Source organism: Bradyrhizobium sp. dw_411 (genome assembly GCF_018449695.1).
GTDB lineage: Bacteria > Pseudomonadota > Alphaproteobacteria > Rhizobiales > Xanthobacteraceae > Bradyrhizobium.
Genome location: NZ_JAAVUY010000004.1, coordinates 323,596 through 350,581, shown reverse-complemented (window position 1 = coordinate 350,581; position 26,986 = coordinate 323,596). Strand labels below are relative to the sequence as shown.

Below are 26,986 nucleotides of genomic sequence, written 5' to 3'. Positions count from 1 at the left end.
CTAGTCCTTGGCGCGTTCGACGTAAGAGCCGTCTTCGGTCATCACCACGATCCGCGTTCCCGTGCCGACATGCGGCGGCACGTTGGTGCGAACGCCGTTGGACAGGATCGCCGGCTTGTACGACGACGACGCAGTCTGGCCCTTGGTGACCGGTTCGGTTTCCACCACTTCCAGGGTCGCGCGTTGCGGCATCTGGATCGCGACCGGCACGAGGCCGTGCAGCGACAGCTTGACCGTCATGTTTTCCTGCAGATAGGGCGCGGCCGAGCCGATGATGTCCTCGGGCACCTGGACCTGATCGTAATTGTCATTGTTCATGAAGTGGAAGCCGTCGGCGTCTTTGTAGAGGTAGTTGAAATTCTGGTCCTCGATCGTCGCTTTCTCGACCTGGTCGGTGGTCTTGTAGCGCTCGGAGATCTTCACGCCGTCGCTGATTCGGCGCATTTCGATCTGGCTGACCGGGGTTCCCTTGCCGGGGTGGATGTTCTCGGCGGTCAGAACCACGTAAAGCTTGCCGTCTTGCTCAATGACGTTGCCCTTGCGAATAGAACTGGCGATGACTTTCAAAGCTGTGTTTCCTGATATTCTGGCCCGGGACCCGTCCGGACAAGGGCGTCCCGAGGCCTCAGAGGCGGTTTCGGGCTGCAACATACTGATTTTGCCGGTGGAAGCTAGTGCTGCCGCTGTAAGGATACGGCACGATTTGCGGCAAATACCTGCCTGGTCTCCCTTAAAACCGGCCATTTATGGGGTGTTTCGTTGACCGCCGAAAACGATCCGGTTTCGCCGTGGTGGTCGGCCTCGCGGCATGCCGATTCCAGGCCGTTCTTGCTGGCGCGGAACGCTATCGGCAAGGCGGTGCGCGCCTGGTTCGACGAACAGGGCTTTACCGAAGTCGAGACCGCGATTCTGCAGGTTTCGCCGGGCAATGAGACCCATCTGCATGCACCGCGGACCGAGCTGGCCGGTCCGGACGGCACCCGCGTGACACGCTATTTGCGCACCTCGCCGGAATTCGCCTGCAAGAAATTGCTGGCCGCCGGCGAGCCGAAGATCTTTGAGTTCGCGCGGGTGTTTCGCGACCGCGAGCGCGGCACTTTGCACCTGCCGGAATTCACCATGCTGGAATGGTACCGCGCGGAGGCGACCTACGGCGCCGTGATGGCCGATTGCGTCGTAATTATAGCCCATGCGGCGCAGGCGACCGGCATCGGACAATTTTCGTTTCGCGGACGGATCGCCGATCCCTTCGCCGAGCCGGAGCTGTTGACGGTGGCGGCGGCGTTCGAACGCTTTGCCGGCATCGACCTGCTCGCGACCATCAGGGACGGCGAGGGCGATCGCGCGCGTCTGGCCGATGCGGCGAAACAAAAAATTCGGATATCGGACGATGACACCTGGTCCGATATCTTCAGCAAGGTGCTGGTCGAGCATATCGAGCCCAATCTGGGGCAGGGACGTCTGACCGTGCTGTTTGAATATCCGGTTCCCGAAGCGGCGCTGGCGCGCGCCAAGGCGTCCGATCCGCGCGTTGCCGAGCGCTTCGAGATTTATGCCTGCGGCGTCGAACTCGCCAACGGATTTGGCGAATTGACCGACGCACCGGAGCAGCGCCGCCGCTTCACGCAGGCGATGGACGAAAAACAAAGACGTTACGGCGAGCGCTATCCACTCGACGAGGATTTTCTCGATGCGGTCGGCCAGATGCCGGCCGCCAGCGGCGTCGCGCTCGGATTCGATCGGCTGGTGATGCTGGCGAGCGGTGCGTTGAAAATCGATCAGGTGGTATGGACGCCGCCGGCGGGTGACGCATGAGCAAAATCAATCTCGCCTCGGCTGCAACGCTGCGCACGCCAAGCGATCTGGTCGCGCGCGGCCTGGCGCCTGCCGCCGATCTGCCCGATCTGGAAAGAGTTGCGGCGCGCTACGCGGTCGCCGTCACGGCCGACATGGCGGCGCTGATCGATACTGAGGACCCCGACGATCCGATCGCGCGGCAATTCATTCCGAGCGCCGCGGAATTGATCAGCCGCGACGGCGAGAGCGCCGATCCGATCGGCGATCACGTGCATTCGCCGGTCGCCGGCATCGTGCATCGCTATCCCGACCGGGTGCTGTTCAAGCTGGTGCATGTCTGCGCGGTGTATTGCCGGTTTTGTTTCCGGCGCGAAATGGTCGGGCCGGGCAAGGCGAACGCGTTGCCGCAGCCGGCTTACGACGGCGCGCTCGATTATATCCGCGCCCATAAGGAAATCTGGGAGGTCATCCTGACCGGTGGCGACCCCCTGATGCTGTCGCCGCGCCGGCTCGCCGAGGTGATGACGGATCTGGCTGCGATCGATCATGTCAGGATCATCCGGATTCATACGCGTGTGCCAGTCGCCGACCCCGCGCGGATCACGCGTGAGATGGTATCGGCACTGAAGATCGACGGTGCGACCACGTGGGTCGCGTTGCATGCCAATCATGTCAGGGAATTGACGGCCAAGGCCCGCGCGGCCTGCGCCGCCATGATTGATGCCGGGATTCCGATGGTGAGCCAGTCGGTGCTGCTGCGCGGCGTCAATGATGATGCCGCGACGCTGGAAGCGCTGATGCGCGGCTTGGTCGAATGCCGGATCAAACCTTATTATCTGCACCACGGCGATCTCGCGCCCGGCACTTCGCATCTGCGAACGACGCTGGAGCACGGCCAGCAAGTGATGCGGGAATTGCGGGGAAGCGTGTCCGGATTGTGTCAGCCGGATTACGTGATCGATATCCCCGGTGGCCATGGCAAGGCGCCGGTCGGCCCGAATTACCTGTCGAGGGATGATTCTTCTTCAAATTTGAATTCTTTTTCCCGGACAGATTCTTCCTTTCAGGCAAATTCTTTCTCCCAGGAAGGTGATCATGACGCGGAAACCCGCTATCGTGTCGTCGATTATTGTGGTGACGTGCACCTTTATCCGCCGAAATCTTGATTGCCGCGAAGGCATCATTGACGGATGATCGGATGAGATGCATTTCTCTGCGACGGGAGAAGCAAGATGCGAAAATTGTTGATGACGATGACACTGCTGGCCCTGGCGGCCAGCCCTGCGGCGATCGCGCAGACCGGAAACCAGCCCAACGGGGCATCGTCGAGACAGGGCGGTCCCTTACCGGCGCCGGTCGGACACCGCCAGCCGCGCGCCGATCAGGTGCCGAACGAGAAAAACCTCAGCGACCCGAACAGTGCGGCCAATCGCGAGGATGCCGCGCTCGACAAGTCGATCAAAAGCATCTGCCGCGGCTGCTGAGCGGGCCGGTCCACCAGAGCGTTTTCGAGCGAAGTGGATACCGGTTCGCGTGAAGAAAACGCGTCAAAACGAAAGTTCAGAGCCCGGTTCTGATTCAATCAGAACCGATAAGGCTCTGATGCGAATGACTACCGGCGGTACGGTTCGCCCAGGGTTGCGGGCGCGAGTTGACGGCCGACCAGCCCGCCGACCGCCAGCAGCGCCAGCAGGTAGGGCAGCATAATCAGTAAGGCGTTCGGAACGGCAATCCCGAGCGCCGGCAATTGGAATTGCAGGGCCGTTGCTGCGCCGAACAGCAGCGACGCGAACACAGTGCCGCCGATTCTCCATTTACCGAAGATTACCGAGGCGATGGCGAGATACCCGGCGCCCCTGGTCATGCCCTCGGTAAACGTATGGATGTCGCCGATCGACAGAAAAGCGCCGGACAGCGAGGCCATGAACCCGGCGAACAGGACGCAGCCGTAGCGAATACGGGTCACGGAAAGACCTGATTTATCGACGGCCTTGGGTTCGGCGCCCGCGGCCTGGATGGCGATGCCGATTGACGTGTAGCGCAGCACCAGCGCGGTTGCCACGATCAGCGCGATGCCTGCATAGAGCAGCCATACCTGTTCGAACACGGCAGAACCGATCACCGGAATGTCTCCCAGCAGAGGCGGCTTGATCTTGGCGAGGCCTGGAATTTCAGCGCGGGAGCGCGCGCCGAAAATCTCGCGATAGGCCAGCGTGGTCGCCCCCAATACCAGGATGTTGATGCCGATCCCCGAAACGATCTGGTTGGCGCGCAGCGTGTTGCTCAGCACAGCCTGCAGCAGCGCGATGGGCTGAACCGCGATAATACCGATCAGGAGGCCAAGCATCGGATCGCCGGTCGCCCATGATCCCACCGCCGCGGCGAATGCCGCCGTGAGCATCATGCCCTCAATGCTCATGTTGAGGACGCCGGCACGCTCGCTCACCATCTCGCCGATTCCGGCGAGCAATAGCGGCGTCGCGAGGCGAATGGACGAGCCGAGGAAGACGGCGAAGAGCTCCCAGGTCATTTCCGCTCCCATCGTTCGATGAACAGCGTTGCACCTGCCAGCGTGATCACGATCAGCCCCTGAATGACCACGACCAGCGCGGTCGGGACAGCGGCCACCATTTCCATATTGATGCCGCCGGAGCGCATGAATCCGAACAGCAAGGAGGCCGCGATGACGCCGGTAACCGAACCGCGCGACAACAGCCCGGCGACGAGACCGTCAAACCCGTATCCCGATGAGAAGCCGTCTTTCAGCGTGTATTGCTCGCCCTGCAGCATCAGCGCGCCGGCGAGACCTCCCAGCGCCCCCGCCATCGCGAGCGCGAAGATCACCGTTCGCGTGTAGGAAATGCCAGCCCTGTTCGAGGCCACCGGATTGAGGCCGACGGCACGAAGCCGCAAGCCGAGCACGGTCTTCGACAGCAGCACGGCGACGACAATCGCAAGGATAATGGTGAGCGGAAGTCCGATGTGCAGCGGAAAGGAATAATCGCCGGTCAACAACGGAAGCTTGGTCTCGTCGGGAATTTCGAGCGACTCTGGAAGAGTCGCCGAACTCGTCATCGGCTTGCGCAAAAGGGCCGGGGATTGCACGCACCAATAGAGCAGCCAGACTCCGATGAACGACAGCAGCAAGGTGCTGATCACCTCGTTGGTCCCGGATTTGACCTTGAGCACAGCCGCGAGCGCGCCCCACAGCGCGCCGGCGATGATTGCGGCCAGCATCGGCAAGATGAACGCGAGCCCAAGCGGCAAGCCATCGACATGGCCGTAAAGCGCCACCGCCGTCGCCGCGATGCCGCCGACCGCGATCTGTCCTTCGCCGCCTACATTGGTCAGGTTGGCGCGGTTGGCGAGCACAAAGCCAAACCCGACCAGCGCGAACACCGTGCTGCGGTTGATCGAGGCTGCGATGGCATAGGGCGAACCGAGCGTGCCGTCGATAAAGGCCGCGAGCGCATTCGGCACCGATACGCCGATCGCAGCGATCAAAGCGAGGCCAACGAGGGCGGCAAACGCCACCGCCAGCACCGGCACCAGCAACGCGGGTCGCGCGGCGAAACCGAACTTGGATGTGAGTTTGGCCGCCGACGAGGGTTGTTGATCTGTTGTCGTCATTGCGGCTGCCCCGCCATCATCGCGCCGATCGCTTCGCGCCGATCAGGATCGGCCACACAAGATCCCATGATCCGGCCCCGGTAAAGCACGACGATACGATCTGCCACCGTGAGCAATTCGTCGAGTTCGGAGGAAACCAGAAGAATGGCCACACCGCGTTCGCAGGCGGCGCGGATGTGGCTATAGACTGCGGCGACCGCGCCGACGTCGAGCCCTCGCGTCGGCTGGGCCGCGACGAGGCAAGTCAGGTTGGGCAGGGTGATTTCCCGCGCCAGCACGGCCTTCTGCTGATTGCCGCCGGACAGGCTGGAAAACAGCGCGCCGGGTCCGCGGGCGCGAACGTCGAACCGCTGCATCAGCGCGGCCGCTTCGCGTTCCAGCGCCGAGCGTTGGAGAAAGCCGAAGCGCGTGAATTCATCGAGCCGGTTGAGATAGATATTTTCGGCCAGACTCATTCCGGTCACGCAGCCGACGGCGTGGCGGTCTTCCGGGACGATTCCGACCCCGGCGGCGGTGATTTCCTTCGGCGATTTTGCTGTAAGGTTGATGTCGCCGAGATAAATCTTGCCCTCCGACGGCGTCATCATGCCCGCGAGCACCGCGGTGAGTTCGCTCTGCCCATTGCCTTCAACGCCGGCGACGCCGACGATCTCGCCCCGGTCCACCGTCAGCGTGAAATTATCGAGCCGCGTGACGCCCTGATAATCCCTGACGGTGAGGCCATCGATCTGCAGCGCCTCGACCTTTGTCTTGGGAGTGTTGTCGTTTTCTGTACCGTGGCCGATGTGTTTGACCGGCTCGAGGCCAAGGATGGAGGCGGCCGACTGATCCAGCGTATCGACATTGCCCTGGATCATGGCGCGGACCAGCGCGTCGATCTCGGCTGCGGGTTTGTCCGAGGTCGCGACCACACGTCCGCCGCGCAGCACCGTGACCCGGTCCGCGATTTTCTTGATTTCGGCAAGCTTGTGCGTCACCAGCACGACCGCGCGTCCGCTGGAAGCGACGCGATGGCAGACGTCCAACAGTGCTGCGATCTCGTCGGGCAGCAGCACTGCTGTCGGCTCGTCCAGCACGAACAGCGAGGGATCGCGGATCAGGCATTTGACGATTTCGACGCGCTGCCGCTCACCGACCGACAAATCCTCGATCTTGGCAAAGGGGTCTAGCGGCAGGCCGTAATCGACGGCAAGCTTCTCGAGTTGCCGGGCGCATTCGGCGCGGTTGAGAAGACCGCGCTGCCGTCCGAGCAGAACGTTATCGACCACGCTCATGTCGGGCACCAGGCTGAAATGCTGGTGCACCATCGCGATGCCCTGAGCGAGTGAATCCGCCGGGCCCGACGGTTGAAAGCTCGCGCCGCGATAGCGCATGCTGCCGCCATCCGGCCGGTGGACGCCGAAGATGAGATTGCACAGAGTGGATTTCCCGGCGCCGTTCTCGCCGAGAATGCAGTGAATTTCGCCGGGGCGTATATCCAGCGAGACGTCCGACAAGGCCGTGAAGTTGCCGAACCGCTTCGTGATCGCCGAGAGCGACAGAAGCGGTTCGGCCACGATCTCCGCCGGTGCGGACGCCATATTCATCGCTTGATATTCCGGCTTGCGACTTCAGCCCTTGAGCACGGTGATCTTGCCGGACATGATATCCTTCATGACGGCATCGAGCTTGGCTTTTTGCTCGGGGGTTCCGCCGCAGATCACCATACCGGAGGCTTCCGGACCCATCTTCAGGCCGAACTCCTTGTAACCGGCTTTCCACGTGCCCTTGACCGCTTCGTCGATCGCATACTGTACCTGATAGCCGGTGCCGGTGATGGAGTAGGCGACATAGAGCGGATCGCTGCCACAACGATCGGTATAGCTGCCGATGATGTGGGTGCCTTTTTCCTTGGCGGCCTGTTCCATGCCGCGCAGGCCGAGATTCAGGATGTGATAGTGGATGTCGGCGCCCTGGGCGATTGCGGCGAGCGTCGCTTCCTTGGCCTTGGCAACGTCATCGAAATCGCCGGTGTAGTTTTCGAAGTACTTGATATTGGCGTTGACGGACTTCGCGCCCTTGCCGAATTCCTTGCCGGCATTGACGATCGAGGGGATTTCGAGACCGCCGACATAGCTGATGGCACCGTTCTTCGACAGCATCGCCGCCGCGACGCCCGCGACATAGGCGATCTCGGCCTGCTTGACGTCGTATCCGGCGACGTTGGGCGCGCTTTCGCCCTCATTACCGCCGACGATCGAGAAGTGGACTTTCGGGAAACGCTTCGCGATCTTGTACACCGACGCCTGGGTCTGGCCACCGACGCCGATCACCAGATCGTTCTTGCCGGCGAGATTCGTCAGTGCCTGGTCCATGTCGGCGTAGTTGATGTTCTCGATCATCTGGACCTGGATCTTGTCGCCGTATTTTTTCTGTGCGGCGGTCAAGCCATCGTAGGACGACTCCATCCAGCCCTTGTCGGACTTCGATCCCGGAATCAGAATGCCGACTTTGAGCGCGTCGGCGGCGTTGGCGATGGGCGCGCATATCGTGAAATATGCAAACGCACCGGTGAGCAGCGCTCCCTTCAGGAGCAGGCGGCGTGACGTCATGGAAACCCCCGCATGAGATGGTTTTTGGAAGGAGAATTGGTTCGCGCCGGAATATCAGCAAGCGCCGTGCCAAGGAGTTAAGTATTTGATTTTATTGCTCCTGAGCACCAAAAAGGACGTGCGAAACAAATAAGTGCTTACTTTTTATCCAGGATCGCGTTTGATCTGTCGGATTCCTAGGCATGCGCGCGCCCGGTGCAGCGAGAGAGACTGAATTTCCTCTCGAATTTTTTTGGCAACGAACTTGCAACCAAGCACGCGAAGCGCATCGAGTGCTGCGCGGCATGGCAACAAGACAGTGCCTTGCCGGATGAGGGAGGCAGACATGAACGCAGTTGAGAAGCGGGTAGAGGTTTCAACCGGCAGTCAACTTGGACTCGGCCGTCAGTTCGCTTGGTGGGCAAGCGAACGCGAAGTCGATATGGCGCGGCCGGCGCCTGTACCGGTTCCGGTCACGATTGCCTGCGCACCGCAAAACGTGACGGTCGATCTGTTGCGCACCGCGGTGATCGTGATCGACATGCAGAACGATTTCTGTGCGCCGGGCGGATGGGTCGATCATCTCGGCGCCGACTTTCGGCCGGACCGCAAGCCGATCGAGCCGCTGCAACGGTTGCTGCCCGCGCTACGCGAGGCGGGCGTGCCGGTGATCTGGGTGAATTGGGGCAATCGGCCTGATCTGGCCAACATGCCGCCGAACCAGATCCATCTTTACAAGCCCCACGGCATCGGCGTGGGGCTCGGCGATCCCTTGCCGCACAATGGCGCACGCGTGCTGGAAAAGGATTCATGGGCGGCGGCCGTAGTGGACGAACTCGCGCAGGCGCCGGAAGACATCAAGGTCGACAAATATCGTATCAGCGGTTTCTGGGATACGCCTTTGGACAGCATCCTGCGCAACCTCGGTGTGCGCTCGATCCTGTTTGCGGGCGTCAACACCGATCAATGCGTGCTGCATTCGCTCACCGACGCCAATTTCCTCGGCTATGGCTGTATCCTGGTCGAGGACTGCTGCGCCACGACATCGCCCGCCTTCTGTACCGAAGCGACCATCTGGAACGTTAAAAAGTGTTTCGGCTTTGTCACCGATTCCAGTGCGGTGATCGCGTCGCTCGGCAAACGCGCGGGAGCCTGAGTTGACCAGCGCGCCGACACCGATCGCAGAAATTGCCGATGACTTCGGTGCGTTTGTGCCGGGGCCGCGGCTTGTTGTTGAGCCAACCGCGGCAGGACCGCTGAGCGGACTGACCTTCGCCGTCAAGGATCTGATCGATGTGGCGGGGACGCGAACCGGCGGCGGCAATCCAGATTGGTTGAACGCACACGAACCGGCGGCAACATCGGCGCCGTCAGTTGCCGCGTTGCTCGCGGCGGGTGCGACGCTGAACGGGAAAACCGCTACGGACGAACTGGCGTTCGGCCTCGAAGGCGCCAACGCGCATTACGGCACACCGATCAATCCGGCATGCCCTGACCGGATTCCCGGGGGATCGTCGAGCGGGTCGGGCGTTGCGGTCGCCGCCGGGCTGGTCGATTTTGCCTTGGGTACCGACACCGGCGGTTCGGTTCGCGTGCCCTCAAGTTTTGTCGGCGTGTTCGGCTTCCGGCCGACCCATGGCGCGGTGTCCGTCGAAGGCGTCATTCCGTTCTCGCCCTCTTATGACACCGTCGGCTGGTTCGCGCGCGACATCAGGACACTCAGTCTTGCCGGCGACGCACTGTTGCCGAAGGCCGATGTAGCTCCGATCCGCACGCTACGGCTGGTAGGCGACGCGTTCGCGTTGGCCGATCCGGAGGTTTCTGCGTTGCTGCGTTCGCGCTGCGCGGCGATCGGAATTTCCGACGAGATCACATTGTTTGATGGTGCGCCGGAAGAATGGCTGGAGTGCTACCGCGTGGTTCAATGCGCGGGGATCTGGCAGTCGCTGGGGCCGTGGATAAGCTCAGCGAAGCCCCGGTTCGGCAAAGCGATCGCGGCGCGTTTTGCTGAGGCCTCGACGATCACGCCGGCCGAAATCGCGCGCTGGACCCCGGTTCGCGCATCGCTTGCCGCCCGCGTTCGCGCGATGCTCGGTGATGGCGTCGGGCTGGTGATCCCGACCACACCCCGCGTGGCGCTGCGCAAGGACGCGCCATCATCGGAATATTCCGACTTCTACCAGCGAGCGCTCACGATTACGTCGATTGCGGGCCACACTGGATTGCCGCAGATCAGCGTCCCGGTCGGAGAGGTGGACGGATGTCCGGTCGGCCTGTCCATTGTCGGCTCTTCAGGGCATGATCGCGCGTTGCTCGAGATCGGAAGTCCCTGGGCAAAGGTCGCTACTTCCAAAGTGCAGGCATGACGTATCGGGATTCCGCACCCGACGCTGCAACGGGCAAGCGTCGAACGTCCACCCAGCGCCGGCCGCGCCGCTCGGCGGAACAGAACCGTGAAGAAATCTTGCGGGCCGCCACGGCGGAGTTCGTCACCCATGGTCTGGCCGGTGGACGCATCAGCCGTATCGTCCGTAAGGCCGGGACCAATCCGCGGATGCTGTACGAGCAATTCGGCAGCAAATCGGCGCTCTATATCGCTACTCTGGAAAATGCCTTGGCGGCATTGCGTGCCGAAGAGCTCACGCTCGACGTCGAACATCTCGATCCGCTGGAAGGACTGCTTCAGCTATTCGATTTCATGAACGGCCATTTCGAGCGCAACGATCATCTCGTCAGCCTGCTGCGGGCAGAAAATCTGATGAAGGCGCGCAACATGAAGAAGTCGCCGCGCATTCACGAGATGTCGTCTCCGGTGTTATCGATGACGGAACGGCTGCTGTCGCGGGGCGTCGCGGAAGGAAAACTGACCGCCGATATCGACCCGCTTCGCCTCTACATCATGATTGCCGCGCTCAGCCAGTTTCACCTGACCAATGTTCATACCTTGTCGAACGAATTCGGCCATGACCTGTCAAAGCCCAAATGGCGGGCCGAGCGCCGGGCCGATGCCCGGCGCATGCTTGCAGCCTATCTTTCCAGGAAAACATAGTCCGCTATTTGGCGATTTAGATCGGCCGTTTCGCGCGGCGGGCGCCATTCCTTTGGGGATTTTAGCGAAGATGTGAAGTCGGCCGTCTTCCAAAGTCCCCCGGGCCGTGGGATGTTAAGCTATGGATTTTCGACGATTGCTCAATCTGGCTCTCGCGGTCTTCGTGACCGTCGCTCTGGCTGCGGCCCCGTTGGTCACTCCGGCGGCGGCTCAGTCATCGATGAGCGGTATGACGGATATGTCGATGTCTATGGACATGTCGATGTCCACGGATATGCCGTGCTGCCCGGACAGTGAAAAAAACAAGGGTTGCCAGGATTGTCCGCTCGTCGCGATGTGCGTCCTGAAGACGGTTCAGGCGGGCCCATCGGCGACAGCAGCCATGCCGCTGCGCCATCCCGTCCGAACGGTGCATCTGGTTCTCAATGATGCCCCCGCCGTCGGGCTGAATCGTCCGCCTCCCGACCAACCTCCTCGAAACCTGGTCTGACTGGCGCCTCGGCGCCGGTTGCGTTCGTACGCCCTTAGCGCACGGACGACGCACGCCGCTTTGCGGCCGTTCCCAGGATTATCGAGGAAATAACCATGAAGACGTTCACCTACACGCGCGCCGTCAGGGCGGCGCTGATCGCTGCCGCTATCGGTGGCGCAAGCTCTTCCGCTTTCGCTGATATCAAAGACTACAAGTTTGAACTCGTCGACCAGACCGTGCAGGCCGGCCCCGACAAGGTCATCACGGTCCGGCTCACGGACACCAGAACGGGCAAACCGGTACCGGATGCCGTGATCTTCGCGACCCGTTTGGACATGGCGCCAGAGGGCATGCAGGAGATGGCCACCAGGATCGTCCCGGTACCGGGCGCCGAGCCCGGCACTTACAGGTTCAAGGCAACCTTTGGGATGGCCGGTCGCTGGCAGCTTTCGCTCGGCGCCAAGGTTCAGGGCGAGACCGGTACCGTCGAAAACAAGCTCGTCATCACGGCACAGAAATGAGCCGCGTCATGATCGCAAGCGCTGCCGCCGCGTTGATCGCGGCGGCAGGCATCGGATTCGTCGCTGGCGCGCGTCGGCCGCCAGCCTCGGTCATCGCGATGGCCGGCCCCGCCGCGGCCGAGGAAATCCGTGCGCCGATCTATTTTCAGGACCCGGACGGCGCGCCCCTCTACTCGCTCACGCCGAGGAAGACCCCTGACGGCCGCGACTACCGCGCGGTTCCTGCCAGCGCCGACGTGAGTTTCGACGAGCAGGCTCCGGAAACAATGCCGACGACATCCGCCGGCGGCGCCGAGCGCAAGATCAAATACTACCGCAATCCCATGGGTCTTCCGGACACGTCGCCGACGCCGAAGAAGGACTCCATGGGAATGGACTACATCGCCGTCTACGAAGGCGACGATACCGACGACGGTTCGGTGAAACTGTCGCCGGGCAAGATCCAGCGTACCGGTGCGAAATCCGAGCCTGCGGCCAAACGCGTGATCCGTACCATCATCCGTGCGCCGGGAACCATTGCGCTCGACGAACGGCGGATCTCCGTCATCTCCATGAGGTCCGAAAGTTTCGTTCTGAAGGTCGCCGACGTCACGACGGGGGCGCACGTCGTCAAGGGTCAGCTCCTGATGGAAGTCTACATCCCTGCGGTGTCTTCCGCGGCTGCCGAGTATCTCGCCACCATCACCTCCAAGGCAATCAGCGCAGATACATCATACGGCCGGGGATCGCGGCAGCGACTGATGAACCTGGATGTGCCGGAGGCGGCGATTGCTGCCATCGAGAAAAACCGGAACGTGCTGACCTCCATCGAGTGGACCGCGCCGCGTGACGGTGTCGTTCTGGAGCGCAACGCGATCGAAGGAATGCGCGTTCAGCCGGGCGGCGTGATGTTCAGGATCGCCGATCATTCGGCGGTCTGGGCGCTGATCGACGTCGCGGAACGCGATCTCGGCGCCATTGCTATCGGTCAAACGGCCACCGTGAAGGCTCGCAGCTTTCCCGGGCGTGAATTCTCGGGGAAGATTGAGGCGATCTATCCGGAGATCAACAAGGAGACACGGACGGCGCGTGTTCGCGTGGATTTGCCCAATCCCGACCTGGTGCTGCTTCACGACATGTATGTCGACGCGGAAATAGACACCGGCAATGGTGACCCTGTCTTGTCCATTCCGCAGAGCGCGGTCATGGATTCCGGCAGCAGGCAGGCCGTCTTTGTCGACAAGGGCCAGGGCCGCTTCGAACCTCGCGATGTCAAACTGGGCCAGCGAGGCGACGGTTATGTCGAGGTCCGCAAGGGCGTCGCCGAGGGCGAACCGGTGGTGGTTTCCGCCAACTTCCTGATTGATGCGGAAAGCAACCTGAAGGCCGCGCTGAAAGGCTTCTCCGAGGGGGCCCAGCCATGATCGCGCGCCTCATCGCCTGGTCGGCTCGCAACTTGGTGCTGGTGCTGTTCGGCGCCGGCTTCGCCGCTGCGGCCGGCATCTATGCGCTGGTCCATTTGCCGCTGGACGCGATTCCGGATCTCTCGGACACGCAAGTCATCGTCTACACGGAATATCCGGGACAGGCGCCGCAGGTGATCGAGGACCAGGTCACGTATCCGCTGACGACGGCGATGCTGACGGTGCCGAAATCGAAGGTCGTCCGCGGCTTCTCGTTCTTCGGCGTTTCGTTCGTCTACGTCATCTTCGAGGACGGCACCGATATCTACTGGGCGCGATCGAGGGTGCTCGAATTCCTCAACGGCGCCGCCTCGCGGTTGCCGGCGGGCGTGACGCCGACCATCGGCCCCGATGCGACGGGCGTCGGCTGGGTCTACCAGTACGCGGTGATGTCGAGGGAACTGAACCTTGCCGACACGCGCACCATCCAGGACTGGAATCTTAAATTCGCGCTGGCCAAGGCCGAAGGCGTCGCGGAAGTGGCGAGCGTCGGGGGCTTCGTCAAGCAGTACAATGTGATCCTCGATCCGCAACGGATGCGGGATCTCGGCATCACCATGGCGAAGATGCGGGATGCTATTCGCGCCAGCAACGCCGATGTCGGCGGTCGCACGGTCGAGCTCTCGGAGTTCGAATACGTCATCCGCGGCAAAGGGTATCTGAAAAGCATCAACGACCTCGGCAACATCGTGCTGAAGACCAACAACGGCACACCGGTGCTGTTGCGTGACGTGGCGCGTGTCGAGCTTGGTCCCGACGAGCGGCGGGGCATCACAGAACTGAACGGAGAGGGCGAGGTCGCGAGCGGAATCGTGCTGCAGCGCTTTGGCGTCAACGCGCTCGACGTCATCGAAAACGTCAAGAAGCGCTTCAAGGAGATTGCATCGAGCCTGCCGAAATCGGTCGAGATCGTCCCGGTCTATGACCGCTCCAACCTGATCTACGCGGCCATCGATACCCTCAAGCATACGCTGTTCGAGGAAAGCGTCGTCGTCGCGCTGGTCTGTATCGTGTTCTTGCTGCATTTGCGCAGCGCATTGGTGGCGATCCTGATGCTGCCGGTCGGGATTCTGATGGCATTCGGCGCAATGAAGGTGCTCGGCCTCGGCTCGAACATCATGAGCCTGGGTGGGATCGCCATCGCGATCGGGGCGATGATCGATGCGGCGATCGTGATGATCGAGAACGCCCACAAGCATCTCGAACGCGCGGAGCCGGACAGATCCCGCATCGACATCCTCATCCAGGCGGCTTCGGAAGTGGGGCCGGCGCTTTTCTTCAGCCTGCTCGTCATCACCGTGTCCTTTATGCCGATCTTCACGCTGGAGTCGCAGGAGGGCCGGCTGTTCAGCCCGTTGGCGTTCACCAAGACGTTCTCGATGGCCGCCGCCGCATTGTTATCGGTGACGCTGGTGCCGGCGCTGATGGTCATCTTCGTTCGTGGACGGATCGTTCCCGAGCACCGCAATCCGATCAACCGTTTGCTGATCTGGATCTACCGGCCGGTGATCAAGGCCGTGATGCGCGCCAAGACGCTGGTCGTGATCCTCGCTGTCGCCGTGCTCGCGGTCACCGTTTGGCCGGCGAGTCAACTCGGCACCGAGTTCATGCCGAGCCTCAATGAGGGCACGCTGCTTTACATGCCGACGACGCTGCCTGGCATCTCCATGACCAAGGCCGGCGAACTGATACAGACGCAGGACAAGATCATCCGGTCGTTTCCGGAGGTGGCGTCGGTGTACGGCAAGGCCGGCCGTGCCGAGACCGCGACCGATCCGGCGCCATCCGAGATGTTCGAGACGGTGGTCAACCTGAAGCCGAAGGAGCAGTGGCGCTCCGGCCTGACCGTCGACGGGCTGGTTGCGGAGATGGATAAGGCGCTGCAGTTTCCCGGTGTTTCGAACGCCTGGACCATGCCCATCAAGGCCCGGATCGACATGTTGTCGACCGGCATCCGGACACCGGTCGGTGTCAAGGTGATCGGCACGGATCTGATCGAAATGGACAAGCTCGCCAAGCAGATCGAGCAGGTCCTCAAGGCCGTTCCCGGCACCTCATCGGCCTATGCCGAGCGCGGCATCGGCGGCTACTATTTGGACGTGACACCCGACCGCGAGGCGTTGGCGCGTTACGGCATCATGATCCAGGACGTACAGGACGTCATCGCGACTGCGCTCGGCGGCCAGACGGTGACCACGACAGTTGAGGGCCGGCAGCGGTTCAGCGTGAACATGCGCTATCCGCGCGATCTCAGGGATAACCCGCAGTCCATCGCCAACGATGTTCTGGTGCCGATGCCCGCCGGCGGCGCTGTTCCGCTGGGCGAAGTGGCCAAGGTAACGCCGGCGAGGGGACCGTCCTCGATCCGTACCGAAAACGGCCAGTTGGCGACCTACATCTATGTCGACATCCGCGACCGGGATCTTGGCGGCTACGTTGCAGACGCGCAGCGCGCGGTACAGGCCAGCGTTCGGTTTCCGCCCGGCTACTACGTGATGTGGAGCGGCCAGTACGAATATCTCGAGCGTGCGACGGCACGGTTGAAGATCGTCGTGCCGGTAACACTGTTGATCATCTTCCTGCTGCTGTACCTGAACTTCCGTTCGATCACGGAAACCATGATCGTGATGCTGTCGTTGCCGTTCGCGCTGGTCGGCGGCCTCTGGCTGATGTGGTGGCTCGGCTTCAACCTATCCGTCGCCGTCGCCGTCGGCTTCATCGCGCTGGCCGGTGTCGCAGCCGAGACAGGCGTCGTGATGCTGATCTATCTGAATCAGGCTCTCGCAGAGATCAAGGCCCGCCGGGAACTCGAGGGCAGGGCTCTGACGCGCGGCGACTTGTACGACGCTATCATGGCGGGGGCTGTCGAGCGTGTGCGGCCCAAGATGATGACCGTCGTTGCCATCATGGCGGGCCTGCTGCCGATCATGTGGAGCACCGGCACGGGCTCCGAGATCATGCAGCGCATCGCCGTGCCGATGATCGGCGGCATGATCTCCTCGACGCTGCTGACGCTTATCGTTATCCCGGCGATCTTCGGCCTGACCAAGGGCTTTTGGTTGCCGCGCGAACACAGTTGTCAGTCAGCTACGCCCGAACTTGCCGGCTGACGTCCTGGATCAGCTCTTGCGTGCGGCGAGCGCCATGCCGATCAGGGTCGCGCCGCCAAACAGCATGTTGATGCCGACCAGCAGACCGACCGCCCAGAGCGCCGACCCCGGCAATCCCGCGATGATGATGCCCGCGATCAGGATATCCATCAGCCCGCCGACCAGAAGCCAGGACCATCGCTCCGACAATTCGCGGCGATGTTCCAGCGCATACATGATGGTGGCGACGCCCTCGGCGAGAAAATAAGCACCGACCACGATCGTCAGGGTCAGCGTGCCCTGCACCGGCTGCGCCAGCAGGATGATGCCGGCGCCAATGGCCAGCACGGCTGAAATCAGCGACCACCAGAAGCCCGGCATCTGCCGGGCCCAGAATGTCAGTATGAGCCCGCCGATGCCGCTGACCAGAAACATCCAGCCAAGAAAAATCGTGACCGCGAGACTCGCCAGCGGCGGCACGATCATCGCGGCCAGTCCCAGCACCGCCAGCAAAATGCCCTCGATCAGGAAGGCCTTCCAATGCGCGCGAACCGCCGCACTCATTTTGGCTTGCAGGGCGGTGATGTCGTGAGGAATGCCTTGCGGTGTGTCTTGGGGAAGGGTCATGGCGATGCTCCCGGTGCGGCGCTGCGATGGCTTCTATATAGCGTGCGCAAACGCTGTGTGGGCAAATATGTTTCGAACGCGGGTTGAGTAAAATCAACGACTTCTGCGGCGGGCTTGCGCAGAGCCTTTTGATCTTAGGAATCGACAAGACACAGCAAGATTCAACAAGGCTCAACCGCGATTGGGCGCGGATGAAAAGCCCTGTGCAGTCGTGCGCATCCGGTCTCGGCCGAGGAAATAGATCGTGGTGGTGACCACCAGCAGCGCGATGCCGACCAGGATCGAGACCAGTCCGACCGGAATCAGCACCATCGCCATGTTGCGATCCGGATTGAGGAGCCAGCGATGGATCGACGACAGCACGAAAGCCACGCCGGCAAACCCCGCGCCGCCGCCCACCACCAACATCGCCCACATCCGGCGCAACTGGCTGAGCCGCTCGCGCGCGACGTCGGTGCGCGGCGCGTGGTGACGGCCGAGCCGCCGCACCAGCCGTATTGCAAAGCCGATCGAACTGAATCCGATCAGGACGCTGGCGGCCCCCAATATGAAACGGGTCGACGATTCTAGGTCCGGATTCTTCTGCAGCACCAGCAGCGGGAAATCGAAACCGGCATGGAGTGCGACGGGCGCCAACACGATCAAGATTCCGCTCACGAAGCGTGCCCGGTCACGGTGATACCGGTGGGCGCCGAGGGCATTGCCGGATCGCGCGATTGCGAGGTACGCGCCGGCGATGACGCCGAGCGCGCCGTGGAATGGCACGGTCAGAACGCTGCGCAACGCCGCCAGCGATTGCCACATCTCGGCATGCTGCACGAGATAAGCGAGGTTTTCGTAAGCCGCAAAACCGAGGCCGGCGGCCGCGCCATAGACCACGGTGTCCATCGGGTCGGCGAAGCGGCTGCGCCGCGCCGAAACCGCGACGATGACCAGGATCTTGACGGTTTCCTCGGGGAGGGCGACGCCGAACAGCGAATGCATCGCCTGCGCGAGCCATGGGTTTTCGGGAGCCGTGAGCAGCGACAGGAAAGGCGCGCGCAGAATTCCCAACAGCGAGATGCTGGCGGCGCCGAACACAAAGGCGGTCCATACTTTGGCGGGCGGTCCGGGCCGCTCGTCGGCGGCGACCACCAGCCACAGGATCAGCAATGCAGGCGCCACCGCGGCGGTGCCGATCACGGTCGGAAGGGATTCAAGGATAAACATCTAGCGAACGCATACGACCACGTCTGGAGGACCGGGCACCGGCGCCACACATCTGGGGCGATTACGCCGTTTTCTCGTCCCCGAGATGAAGTTTGGCACAAAAACCGCGCATTCGGGGACAAATGTGGCTTATTCGCCACTTTCCGGATTGGCTTTCGTTTTTGGCTGAGCGGCCCGCCGCCGCAGGATCAAGTCAGCCGGCGCGCGTTTTCGCCGTCGAACTTCCGTTCAGCAACCCCGGCAGATGTTCTTCAACTGCGCCTGCATCCGCGCGTCTTCGGCGCTGATTTCATCGATGTAAGCATTGGGGTCGGGCTTCCCCGCGGACGCCCTTGCCGGCGCCGGCGACGAGGGTTTTGGCAACGTCGATTTCTCGGCGGGTGCGTAGTTGTCGTGGCAGGCCAGCCGGCCATCGACATCAGGCGTCCCCCTGCAGTTCTGGGCGAGAGCGGGCGAAGACAATGCGCAAACCGCAACCAGCACGGCAAAGATTTTCATTTCAACCTCGTCGATAACAGATGAAACCAATCACGAACGTCTGCGTATCCCACGCAGGTTACGATTATTTAGTTAAATCGAGGCGTTTAATCGATTCCTCCAGCCAAATTGCCCTCAATCGCTATTCGTGTCCACGGACGATTCTGCAAAGCGGGATTTACCGGTGCGCGGCATGGCGCTGCGCGACGCATGATAGGTTGTGTCAAAGAAAAGCCAGGGAGGCGCGCCGGGTGGTTTTATTCCATGGAGCAGAGACGCATACGCGATCGATCCTCAAGGCCGTCAGTTGGCGAACATTGGGAACGCTCGATACGTTTGCGATCAGCTGGTTTTTCACCGGCAAGGTCGCGATCGCCAGCTCAATTGCCGGTATGGAGATCATCACCAAAATTGCGTGGTATTACCTTCACGAACGCGTATGGGCGCCCGTTCCCTGGGGACGGCGCTGAACGGACTCCTGTATCGTTCCGACAAATGCGGTGAGTGACAGATCAACCAAGAAACTCCTCAAATATAAAGACTTGCAAAGGTGCCCCTGCGATGAGTGAACCCGAACAACAGGAAAATCGCGGCCCGGCGATGGCGGGACTGCTGATTGCGGTTGTGCTGTTGGTGGTGGGGCTGTGGCTGGCGCACGAGCTGACCGCAGCCAGCAAGATGCAGGATTGCCTGATGTCGGGACGCACCAACTGCAACGTCATAGAGCCGGCGCGATAGGCCGCACCCCTCCCGGCGAGGCCGCGACGGATTCCGTTGCCCTTTTCAACGGACATGGCCTAGGTTCCCGGCGTCAGCGGATTTCAGGCGCGCCGAACCGGGGGCAATAAAATGGCTACCTTCATCGCACTCAAACGTCCGGGCCCACCCGCACGAGAGGTTCTGGTGAACCTCGATCAAATCCTGATGGTTCAGCCGGGGCAGGGCACGGGATCGGCGATCCTGTTCGGCCGGGAGCATCTCGTCCCCTTCGAAGAAGACGTTGCGACGGTGCTTCGTCGAATCCAGACCGGTCCCTATATCCAATCCGGTCAGGCCGCGGCGCCGAAGTGACGATGCAATTCTAAAATTTCTGGCCTGATGCCGGCGCTCCGGAACCGTTTGACGTCGATGACGTTCCAATCATTCTAGCCAATCATTCCTGCAAGGCTTCCAGCAGGTGATTGCAAAATGGCGGGGTCGACAATGTTACGCCGTTTACGCATATGGATTCGACGCAAATGGGCATGGCGCCAGCCGGCTCCCGGCTTCTCTGATCTTCCCTTCGAGTTGGATGAATTTGCCAGGCTGCTGTCGAGCCGTGATCCGGCGGTGCTCAGGCAATTGGCGAACGATCTCGCCAAACCGGCCGCGGCATTAAAACAGTCAGGCGAATTGCCGGCTTGAACTGCCGAAGTGACTGAGGTTGGACGCGGGCGCTCAAGGGCGACGCTTATGCCGTCAGCAGGCGCCGGCATGTGTCCACGAACACCTGCGCCCCCGTGACGATATCGGCATCATCAGTATTCTCGCTCCAGTGATGGCTGATGCCGCCGATCGACGGGACGAACAGCATGCCGGCCGGCATGATGGTGGCGAGAACCTGGGCGTCATGGCCGGCGCCGCTCGGCATGCGCTCGGACCTTCCACCGGCCAATGCGCGGCTCGCCGCTTCAATCGCTTGCTGGAAGCCGGCGTCCATCAAGGCGGGGGCGCCGGTGCGAATGCGCTCGATCGCGACATTGCAGCGGCCCTGTGCGCTGACCTGGGCGGCTATGCTTTGCAGCAGATCCTCCAGCCGGGCAATGACAGCGGGATCGTCGTCGCGCATCTGGAACAGCATTTCCGCGTGGCCGGGAATGATGCTCGGCGCGCCGGGATCGAGCGTGATGCGTCCGGTGGTCCATACGGTGCGCGGTCCGCTAACGGCGGGAAAGCGCTCATCGATATCGACGCAAAACCGCGCCAGCGCCAGGCCGGCGTCTTTGCGTACATCCATCCGAGTCGTGCCGGCGTGATTTTGCTCGCCGGTGAATGTGATGCGGTATTGCCAGATGCCGACGATGGAAGTCACGATACCGATCGCAAGCCCGCTGCTCTCCAGCCGCTGGCCTTGTTCGATATGGGCCTCGAGATATCCGATATGCCGCTTGGCATCGGCGGTGATGCGCGGCCGGCCGGCGAGGCCAGCGTCACGCAGCGCATCGCGCATCGTCCGGCCGCTGCTGCGGTCGCGCGCCGCGTCGATATCGGCTTCGCTGACATTGCCGATATAGGACCGGCTGCCGAGAAAACTTCCGAAATGGCCTTCCTCGTCGCACCAGGATGCGACTTCAACGGCGCCGTCGATGCCGGGATCGGGATTGAGAACGCGCGCGGCTTCGAGCGCATAGATCACGCCGAGCGGGCCATCGAGCCAGCCGGCAAAATTCTGGCTTTCGAGGTGCGAGCCGGCCAGCAATTTGCGGCCGGGTTTTGCGCTTGTGCCCAGCACATTGCCGATGCCGTCGATCTCGGCCGTGAGCCCGGCATCGGGCAGGCGCTGCGCCAGCCATTCCAGCGAGCGCAGATGCGGCTCGGAGAAGGTCGGTTTGTGAACACCGGTCTTGTAGGTGCCGATGCCGCGCAGCGCATTGAGATCAGCCAGGACCCGTGCGCCGTCGGCCTGCAAGCGATGGTCAGGCATGGACCCGTTCTATCAGGTCATGCCCTTCAGTACACATTCCGCGGAAACAGCACATTGCCCTGCGCATCGCGGCCGCATTCGCCGGGAATGTAAGCCGGGTTGGCCAGGCAGGCATTGTCGAGCCTGGAGTCCCAACTGCCAAACCTCCGCCATTGGCTCCAGGCCTGATAATCGCAGTATTGGCTGTGGGGATTGCCCATTTCCCGGGTCGCACAATAGACGCTCTGGACCGGACGGGAGGATGTGTAGCGACGGGCCATTGCAGGTCCTGCCAGCATCGAAAAGACGACGGCGGTCCCAACCAAGAGTTTCAATTTCGTCATGCGTTCCTCCCTGTGTTTCGGTAACGCAAGTCACGCAATACCAGCAGGTTCCGGGCTTGGCACCTAAAAGAATCTTGATGCTGCGGTGATCGCGCCCTTTCGCAGCAAGGGCGACAAAATCACGCGGCGTCCGCCAATTCGTAGCGGCGTCGATACTCCGCAGGCGTGACACCGACTTGGCGCTGGAAGGCGCGGCGGAACGTATCGATGTCAACAAAACCGCAAGCGGCCGCCGCCTGCTTGGGTCGCTCGCCGCCCTCGAGCATGCGGCGCGCGGCGTCGATCCGCACCGTTTCCACCCACGCGGCCGGCGTCATGCCGATTTCCTGCCGGAACAGTCGCGCGAAATGACGCGGGCTGAGGCCGGCGCGGCCGGCCAGCGCGGCCAGGCTGGTGTCTTCGGCCGGATGTGCGGCCACCCAACGCTGGATTTCCTGAAGCGCCGACCGGCCGACGGGATTGGTCTCGCCACGCCGGCTGAACTGGAGTTGGCCGCCGGGGCGTTTGAAAAACATCACCAGTTGCGACGCGATCTTCTTGGCGATCTCGCGGCCGAGATCCTCCTCGACCAGCGCAAGCGCCAGATCGAGCCCGGCTGTGACGCCCGCGGCGGTGCGGATCTGATCGTCGCGGACGTGAAGCGCATCGATCTCGATCAGGACCTCCGGAAACAAGTGGGCGAGTTGTTCGGCCATCGCCCAATGCGTGGTGATGCGCCGCCCATCGAGCAATCCGGTCGCCGCCAGCAACATGGCGCCGCTGCAGACCGAGCCGAAGCGGCGGCTTTTCGGCGCATGCCGGCGCAGCCAGTCGAGCAGCGCCGGATCGGCCGGGATTTTGCCAAGATGCGGCGCGCCTGCCACCAGCAGCGTGTCGAAGGCAGAAAGTGTGTGAGTACCGAGAACGATGTCGGGAAGAATTCGCAAACCGGATGAACTGACGATTGGGCCCTCGACCGTCGAAATCACGCAGGGCGCATAGGCGTTGCTGCCCGACTGCACATTGGCCTCGGCAAAGACATCGAGTGGGCCCGCGACGTCGAGCATCTGCACGCCCGGCAGAGCCAGGATGCCGATTTTCTTGGGAGCAGATGTCTTGGGAATGGATGCGTGTCTCATAACCGGGTCAAATGTCCATATTCGTCGTATCGCGACTATATAGGACATTACCCGGGATTTCTAGAGTGGGGAGGGCCAAAAACGGAGGTTCACCCAATGACCATTGCAACTCATGCCATCAAGATCCCCGACAGCAGACTGGCTCGCGAAGTGACCGAAATCGTTCGCGACACCGAAACCGAACTGCTGTTCAACCATTCGAGCCGGGTCTATCTGTTCGGCGCGCTGGCCGGCGAACGCCGCGGCCTGAAGTTCGACCCGGAACTGCTTTATACGGGCGCCATGTTCCACGACATGGGCCTGACCAAAGCGCACAGCAGCGCAGACGAACGCTTCGAGGTGGACGGCGCCAACGCCGCACGGGATTTCCTCAAGCGGCAAGGCATCACGCAAGCCGATATCGATACGGTCTGGACGGCGATCGCGCTGCACACGACGCCCGGCATTCCCAAACACATGCACCCGGTGGTCGCGCTGGTGACGGCCGGCGTCGAGATGGATGTGCTGGGCCTGACCTATCGCGAATATTCCGACGCCGAGCGTGAGGCAGTCGTGAAGGCTTTTCCGCGAACGCCGCACTTCAAGGAAGACATCATCCAGGCGTTCTACGACGGCATCAAGCACAAGCCGGAGACGACCTTTGGCAACGTCAAGGCCGACGTGCTCGCCGATAAAGACTCACATTTCAAACGCGGGAATTTCTGCAGCGTCATCCGCCACTCGCACTGGCATGGGTGAGGCTGGATCGCTCCGCGCGGCAGTTATTAGGGCTGAGCGATGGTGGTGGCGCTCCCTAGCGGAATCGAACCGCTCTCTCCACCGTGAAAGGGTGGCGTCCTAACCGATAGACGAAGGGAGCGAAAACGTTGGATCGCCAGGATCGAGTCGGAAGACCGACCGGTCATGGCGCCGCCGTTTCGCACGGCATTCAAGGCAAATAGTATCGGCAAATCAACGCGTTGAGGCCGCGGTGGCGCCGTGCCGGACCCGGATCGGGCGAATTGATCCTTGAGCCAGCGGGCGAACGTATAGTGGCGTTTGCGCGGCCGGGCAAGCCGCCCGGAAGCTGGTTTTCCCCGCAATATGAACGGGCCTCGATCCGGGAGATGCGGTCAATTCGAGCAGGTTTTGCAACGGCTTTTTAAGCCTAACGGGGTAGGGCTGTACCCTGAGCATTGTTTACCGGAAACGCCATGGCCGCCCTGAACAACAAGAAGCGCGAAGCGCGCAGATCGCTGCACCAGCCGGGGTGGGTCACCCTCGATGGCGGCTTTGCGGCGCGCCAATGCGTGGTGCAGGATTTGTCGAACTCCGGTGCGAAGATCACGCTCGACGATGCCTCGGTGCTCACCGGCAAGCTGCGGCTCGCCTTCTCGCGCGACGCCCGCACCGGCCGTGCTTGCGAAGTGGTCTGGCGCCGCGGAAAATCGTTCGGCGTGAAGTTCGTCAGGTAACGCATTTTCCAGTTTAATGGCGCATCCATCCTTCGAGACGCATCGCTTTCGCGATGCTCCTCAGGATGAGGACTCAGACCCTCATGGTGAGGAGCGCGTCTTCGCGCGTCTTGAACCATGAGGCCACGTCAAACCTCACGACATCGGCGGCGCGACGAATTGCGCGAATCCCGGCCGGCTGGCGAATTGCGCGAACCAGCGGTCGAGGTGTTTGAACCGCGGTTTGGTAACGCCCTCGACGCCGAACCAGCGCCGCGCATAGGCGCCGATCGCGATATCGGCCAGCGTGAACTCGTCGCCCTCGATGAAGCGGCGTGTTGCCAGGTAGGCATCGACGATGACCCATTGCGCCGCTTCGGCGTCGGCGTCTTTCTGAATCGCGACCATGTCGCGCTGCTCGACCGGGGTTCGCACCAGCGCCCAGAACACCGGACGATCGACCGGCTGCAGCGTCGACAGCGTCCAGTCCAGCCAGCGATCGACGCCGGCGCGCGCCTTCGGCGATTGCGGATAAAGCGGCGATTGCGGCTTGTAGGCGAGGGCGAGATAGCGCATCATCGAATTGGATTCCCACAACACGAAATCGCCATCCACCAGCGTCGGCACGCGTCCGTTCGGATTCATCGCGAGATAATCCGCATCGCGGTTGCGGCCGAACGCCATGCCGGCATCGATGCGCTCATAGGGCAGATCGAGTTCGCGCAGGCACCACAGCACTTTTTGGACATTGACCGAATTGGCCCGGCCCCAGATCTTGAGTTGACCCTGATTGTTGTTCGACACGGTATTTCGCTCCCGGCAATTTTACGCGGGCCATTTAACCCACACCTGACGCAGGCGTCATACCGGAGTTTTCAAAAAAAAGCGCGTGTCGTATCGCTGTCGTGCCATGTCGCGTTGCAATGCGGCCCTTTCAAAATAAAGGCTCCGGCACCTTAAAAATAAGGCCCCGTCGATGACGGAGCCTTATTATGCAGGCCTATCTGCGCGAGTATGCCGTCAGCCTGAAATCAGCGGCCGAAGAACAACCACAACAAAATGATCACCGGTATCGGCACGCCCAAAAGCCAGAGCAAAATTCCTCGTCCCATCACAGTCTCCTTGAAATCTCGATGATTCAAGAACGCGCGGGCCGATGCGAGGTTCCCGTGCGGGCCACGTAAAACGCGGCCGCGCGCAGGATTTATAAGTGTCCCGGGAATCGTCTTACCAGTGTCCGACGTTCGGCATCGACGTCCACGGTTCGGCCGGCGCTTTCGCGTCGCCCCTTTGCAGGAGCTCGATCGAGTGCAGATCGGGCGAGCGGACAAACGCCATCTGTCCATCGCGCGGCGGACGGTTGATGGTGATGCCAAGCTTCATCAGATGCGCGCAGGTCGCGTAGATATCGTCGACCTCGTAGGCGAGGTGGCCGAAATAACGATCCTCGCCGTATTTTTCCTCGTCCCAATTGTAAGTGAGTTCGACCAGCGGCGCGCCGCGATTGGCGGGCAAACGCTTGAGCAATTCGACATCCTCGGCGGCGCACAGGAACACCAGCGTGAATTTGGCCTTGTCGTTGTCGGTGCGGCGGACTTCCTTCAGTCCCAGCGCGTCCTGGTAGAATTTCAGCGCAGCATCGAGATTGCGCACGCGCAGCATGGTGTGGAGATAACGCATGGTCGGGACTCCCTTTGAGAGGTTTTGCGGATTGAATCCGGTCTGGGTGGTTCGGCGCATTCAATAGCAGTAAAATGCGGCGAAGGGCAGCCGGTGTGTGTCGGCCAACGCCTCTCTATTTCTCGGATATTGGGGAATCCTGCACCGTAAAACGCGACTTGAAAACTGCTGGCTGAATTCTGATCTATTCAAGTGATGGAGTTACTTGCAGAGCTTGTATTTCAGTTGCTGCTTTACACCGTCGGTTGGGCCATCGGCGCAGCGATTCTATACGTTTGCTCATGGGGACGCATTGTCCCGAAGAAAGCCGCCGTAAACGGGACGTATGAACGACTTCCAAATGGCGAGATTGTCGTAAATCCAGAGATTGTTTGCTATTTCGGTGTGCTAACGGCTGTTCTGGCAGTAGCCGTTTGGCTGTCCCTGTTTCATTGAAGCACTTTTGGCGGAACAGCAGCTATCTCGATGTCACGCTTCAAAATACATTGTTAAGATTTTGTCGGCGCTGGTTTGTCCGACTCCGATTCGTTCTTTGAGAACAGAATAGAGTCAGAGGGAGAACAATGTGCGTGGTTCGCTCACTGAAGAACTTTGGGCAGCACAACGACCAACTCGATCTCGCGCTTTAACAACCGGCTGGCGATATCTGCAATCAGTGAAGAGAAGTCGTCCTCAATCTCCGCTGCGGCGCTCTCGTCCTTGGCGTAGACGTAAAGCAGAGGCCCATCTGTCTCGGCAAATCTGACGCCGGCAAAGACGCGGTCAAACACGCTGGCGCCGATGACTGCCGCCACGCGCGCCTGGATTGCGTAATCCTGAATGAGGGTCAATTCCATGAGGTTGAGATATGAGCGCGCCAGCGTAAA

General features: G+C 61.6%; 31 protein-coding genes and 1 tRNA gene. 17 read left to right on the top strand and 15 right to left on the bottom strand.

Annotated features, from left to right (window positions below; genetic code table 11):
• On the bottom strand, positions 1-567 hold the full coding sequence (gene efp / locus HB676_RS08815; protein WP_213737366.1) for an elongation factor P: 567 nt from the start codon (positions 565-567) through the stop codon (positions 1-3).
• Positions 568-759: 192 nt separating this feature from the next.
• Here efp and epmA point away from each other — a divergent pair, with 192 nt between their 5' ends.
• The 3 genes from epmA (at position 760) to HB676_RS08800 (ending at position 3,281) form a co-directional block, all read left to right on the top strand.
• Positions 760-1,815, top strand: a complete 1,056-nt coding sequence (epmA, locus tag HB676_RS08810) for an EF-P lysine aminoacylase EpmA (RefSeq protein WP_213737365.1) — start codon at positions 760-762, stop codon at positions 1,813-1,815.
• Entirely contained in the window at positions 1,812-2,963 is a 1,152-nt protein-coding gene (locus HB676_RS08805) for a lysine-2,3-aminomutase-like protein (RefSeq protein ID WP_213737364.1), read from the top strand. Before epmA ends, HB676_RS08805 begins: the two co-directional genes overlap by 4 nt.
• A 66-nt stretch (positions 2,964-3,029) precedes the next feature.
• A complete protein-coding gene (locus HB676_RS08800) occupies positions 3,030-3,281 on the top strand; it encodes a hypothetical protein (RefSeq protein ID WP_213737363.1) in 252 nt (83 codons plus the stop codon).
• 128 nt (positions 3,282-3,409) lie between these two features.
• Here the strand turns inward: HB676_RS08800 and HB676_RS08795 are convergent, their stop codons facing one another.
• The 4 genes from HB676_RS08795 to HB676_RS08780 are packed head-to-tail and all read right to left on the bottom strand — an operon-like array spanning position 3,410 to position 8,018.
• Positions 3,410-4,327 carry an ABC transporter permease gene (locus tag HB676_RS08795; protein WP_213737362.1) on the bottom strand — a complete coding sequence of 306 codons (918 nt, stop codon included), beginning with the start codon at positions 4,325-4,327 and terminating at the stop codon, positions 3,410-3,412.
• Complete coding sequence (locus HB676_RS08790; RefSeq protein WP_213737361.1) at positions 4,324-5,427, bottom strand: ABC transporter permease; 1,104 nt, start codon at positions 5,425-5,427, stop codon at positions 4,324-4,326. Before HB676_RS08790 ends, HB676_RS08795 begins: the two co-directional genes overlap by 4 nt.
• Positions 5,424-7,013 carry an ABC transporter ATP-binding protein gene (locus HB676_RS08785; RefSeq protein WP_213737360.1) on the bottom strand — a complete coding sequence of 530 codons (1,590 nt, stop codon included), beginning with the start codon at positions 7,011-7,013 and terminating at the stop codon, positions 5,424-5,426. Before HB676_RS08785 ends, HB676_RS08790 begins: the two co-directional genes overlap by 4 nt.
• A 24-nt stretch (positions 7,014-7,037) precedes the next feature.
• On the bottom strand, positions 7,038-8,018 hold the full coding sequence (locus HB676_RS08780; protein WP_213737359.1) for a BMP family protein: 981 nt from the start codon (positions 8,016-8,018) through the stop codon (positions 7,038-7,040).
• Between the two features lie 325 nt (positions 8,019-8,343).
• On the opposite strand from HB676_RS08780, the gene HB676_RS08775 reads away from it, so the two are divergent.
• The 7 genes from HB676_RS08775 (at position 8,344) to HB676_RS08745 (ending at position 16,591) form a co-directional block, all read left to right on the top strand.
• Positions 8,344-9,153 carry an isochorismatase family cysteine hydrolase gene (locus HB676_RS08775; RefSeq protein WP_213737358.1) on the top strand — a complete coding sequence of 270 codons (810 nt, stop codon included), beginning with the start codon at positions 8,344-8,346 and terminating at the stop codon, positions 9,151-9,153.
• A 1-nt stretch (position 9,154) separates the two neighbouring features.
• A complete protein-coding gene (locus HB676_RS08770; RefSeq protein ID WP_218625674.1) occupies positions 9,155-10,363 on the top strand; it encodes an amidase in 1,209 nt (402 codons plus the stop codon).
• Entirely contained in the window at positions 10,360-11,046 is a 687-nt protein-coding gene (locus tag HB676_RS08765; RefSeq protein ID WP_213737357.1) for a TetR/AcrR family transcriptional regulator, read from the top strand. The genes HB676_RS08770 and HB676_RS08765 overlap by 4 nt, the downstream gene beginning before the upstream one ends.
• A gap of 121 nt (positions 11,047-11,167) precedes the next feature.
• Entirely contained in the window at positions 11,168-11,536 is a 369-nt protein-coding gene (locus HB676_RS08760; protein ID WP_213737356.1) for a hypothetical protein, read from the top strand.
• Between the two features lie 95 nt (positions 11,537-11,631).
• Entirely contained in the window at positions 11,632-12,039 is a 408-nt protein-coding gene (locus HB676_RS08755; RefSeq protein WP_213737355.1) for a FixH family protein, read from the top strand.
• Positions 12,036-13,442: an efflux RND transporter periplasmic adaptor subunit gene (locus tag HB676_RS08750; RefSeq protein WP_213737354.1), complete on the top strand. Its 1,407-nt coding sequence runs from the start codon at positions 12,036-12,038 to the stop codon at positions 13,440-13,442. The genes HB676_RS08755 and HB676_RS08750 overlap by 4 nt, the downstream gene beginning before the upstream one ends.
• The gene (locus tag HB676_RS08745; protein WP_213737353.1) at positions 13,439-16,591 is read left to right on the top strand and encodes a CusA/CzcA family heavy metal efflux RND transporter; all 3,153 of its coding nucleotides are present in this window, start codon (positions 13,439-13,441) and stop codon (positions 16,589-16,591) included. Before HB676_RS08750 ends, HB676_RS08745 begins: the two co-directional genes overlap by 4 nt.
• A gap of 9 nt (positions 16,592-16,600) precedes the next feature.
• Here HB676_RS08745 and HB676_RS08740 read toward each other — a convergent pair whose 3' ends face one another.
• The 3 genes from HB676_RS08740 to HB676_RS08730 form a co-directional block, all read right to left on the bottom strand.
• Positions 16,601-17,197: an HdeD family acid-resistance protein gene (locus tag HB676_RS08740; RefSeq protein ID WP_213737352.1), complete on the bottom strand. Its 597-nt coding sequence runs from the start codon at positions 17,195-17,197 to the stop codon at positions 16,601-16,603.
• Positions 17,198-17,368: 171 nt separating this feature from the next.
• Positions 17,369-18,406, bottom strand: a complete 1,038-nt coding sequence (locus tag HB676_RS08735; RefSeq protein WP_213737351.1) for a PrsW family glutamic-type intramembrane protease — start codon at positions 18,404-18,406, stop codon at positions 17,369-17,371.
• 228 nt (positions 18,407-18,634) lie between these two features.
• The gene (locus HB676_RS08730; RefSeq protein ID WP_213737350.1) at positions 18,635-18,904 is read right to left on the bottom strand and encodes a hypothetical protein; all 270 of its coding nucleotides are present in this window, start codon (positions 18,902-18,904) and stop codon (positions 18,635-18,637) included.
• A gap of 230 nt (positions 18,905-19,134) precedes the next feature.
• Here HB676_RS08730 and HB676_RS33750 point away from each other — a divergent pair, with 230 nt between their 5' ends.
• From HB676_RS33750 to HB676_RS08710, 4 genes are all read left to right on the top strand, one after another.
• Positions 19,135-19,353, top strand: a complete 219-nt coding sequence (locus HB676_RS33750) for a DUF2061 domain-containing protein (RefSeq protein ID WP_213737349.1) — start codon at positions 19,135-19,137, stop codon at positions 19,351-19,353.
• A gap of 91 nt (positions 19,354-19,444) precedes the next feature.
• On the top strand, positions 19,445-19,621 hold the full coding sequence (locus tag HB676_RS08720; RefSeq protein WP_213737348.1) for a hypothetical protein: 177 nt from the start codon (positions 19,445-19,447) through the stop codon (positions 19,619-19,621).
• 111 nt (positions 19,622-19,732) lie between these two features.
• Positions 19,733-19,954 carry a hypothetical protein gene (locus HB676_RS08715; RefSeq protein WP_213737347.1) on the top strand — a complete coding sequence of 74 codons (222 nt, stop codon included), beginning with the start codon at positions 19,733-19,735 and terminating at the stop codon, positions 19,952-19,954.
• Between the two features lie 117 nt (positions 19,955-20,071).
• Positions 20,072-20,287 carry a hypothetical protein gene (locus HB676_RS08710; protein ID WP_213737345.1) on the top strand — a complete coding sequence of 72 codons (216 nt, stop codon included), beginning with the start codon at positions 20,072-20,074 and terminating at the stop codon, positions 20,285-20,287.
• 46 nt (positions 20,288-20,333) lie between these two features.
• On the opposite strand, the gene HB676_RS08705 is transcribed toward HB676_RS08710, so the two are convergent.
• The 3 genes from HB676_RS08705 to HB676_RS08695 all read right to left on the bottom strand — a co-directional run bounded on the left by HB676_RS08705 (position 20,334) and on the right by HB676_RS08695 (position 23,007).
• Positions 20,334-21,566, bottom strand: coding sequence for a Zn-dependent hydrolase (locus HB676_RS08705; protein WP_213737342.1), 1,233 nt, complete (start codon positions 21,564-21,566; stop codon positions 20,334-20,336).
• A gap of 26 nt (positions 21,567-21,592) precedes the next feature.
• Positions 21,593-21,889, bottom strand: a complete 297-nt coding sequence (locus HB676_RS08700) for a hypothetical protein (RefSeq protein ID WP_213737340.1) — start codon at positions 21,887-21,889, stop codon at positions 21,593-21,595.
• 119 nt (positions 21,890-22,008) lie between these two features.
• Positions 22,009-23,007: a GlxA family transcriptional regulator gene (locus HB676_RS08695; RefSeq protein WP_213737339.1), complete on the bottom strand. Its 999-nt coding sequence runs from the start codon at positions 23,005-23,007 to the stop codon at positions 22,009-22,011.
• Between the two features lie 96 nt (positions 23,008-23,103).
• On the opposite strand from HB676_RS08695, the gene HB676_RS08690 reads away from it, so the two are divergent.
• Positions 23,104-23,745: an HD domain-containing protein gene (locus tag HB676_RS08690; RefSeq protein WP_213737337.1), complete on the top strand. Its 642-nt coding sequence runs from the start codon at positions 23,104-23,106 to the stop codon at positions 23,743-23,745.
• Positions 23,746-23,791: 46 nt separating this feature from the next.
• On the opposite strand, the gene HB676_RS08685 is transcribed toward HB676_RS08690, so the two are convergent.
• A tRNA-Glu gene (locus tag HB676_RS08685) sits at positions 23,792-23,866 on the bottom strand.
• Positions 23,867-24,200: 334 nt separating this feature from the next.
• On the opposite strand from HB676_RS08685, the gene HB676_RS08680 reads away from it, so the two are divergent.
• Positions 24,201-24,461, top strand: a complete 261-nt coding sequence (locus HB676_RS08680) for a PilZ domain-containing protein (RefSeq protein ID WP_213737335.1) — start codon at positions 24,201-24,203, stop codon at positions 24,459-24,461.
• Between the two features lie 135 nt (positions 24,462-24,596).
• Here HB676_RS08680 and HB676_RS08675 read toward each other — a convergent pair whose 3' ends face one another.
• Positions 24,597-25,244 carry a glutathione S-transferase N-terminal domain-containing protein gene (locus tag HB676_RS08675; protein WP_213737333.1) on the bottom strand — a complete coding sequence of 216 codons (648 nt, stop codon included), beginning with the start codon at positions 25,242-25,244 and terminating at the stop codon, positions 24,597-24,599.
• A gap of 188 nt (positions 25,245-25,432) precedes the next feature.
• Here HB676_RS08675 and HB676_RS08670 point away from each other — a divergent pair, with 188 nt between their 5' ends.
• Positions 25,433-25,624 carry a hypothetical protein gene (locus tag HB676_RS08670; RefSeq protein WP_213737331.1) on the top strand — a complete coding sequence of 64 codons (192 nt, stop codon included), beginning with the start codon at positions 25,433-25,435 and terminating at the stop codon, positions 25,622-25,624.
• 43 nt (positions 25,625-25,667) lie between these two features.
• On the opposite strand, the gene HB676_RS08665 is transcribed toward HB676_RS08670, so the two are convergent.
• Together HB676_RS08665 and HB676_RS08660 are read right to left on the bottom strand one after the other, a co-directional pair.
• Positions 25,668-26,120, bottom strand: coding sequence for a VOC family protein (locus tag HB676_RS08665; RefSeq protein ID WP_213737329.1), 453 nt, complete (start codon positions 26,118-26,120; stop codon positions 25,668-25,670).
• A 578-nt stretch (positions 26,121-26,698) separates the two neighbouring features.
• A complete protein-coding gene (locus tag HB676_RS08660; RefSeq protein ID WP_213737327.1) occupies positions 26,699-26,956 on the bottom strand; it encodes a hypothetical protein in 258 nt (85 codons plus the stop codon).
• Positions 26,957-26,986 lie beyond the last annotated feature (30 nt).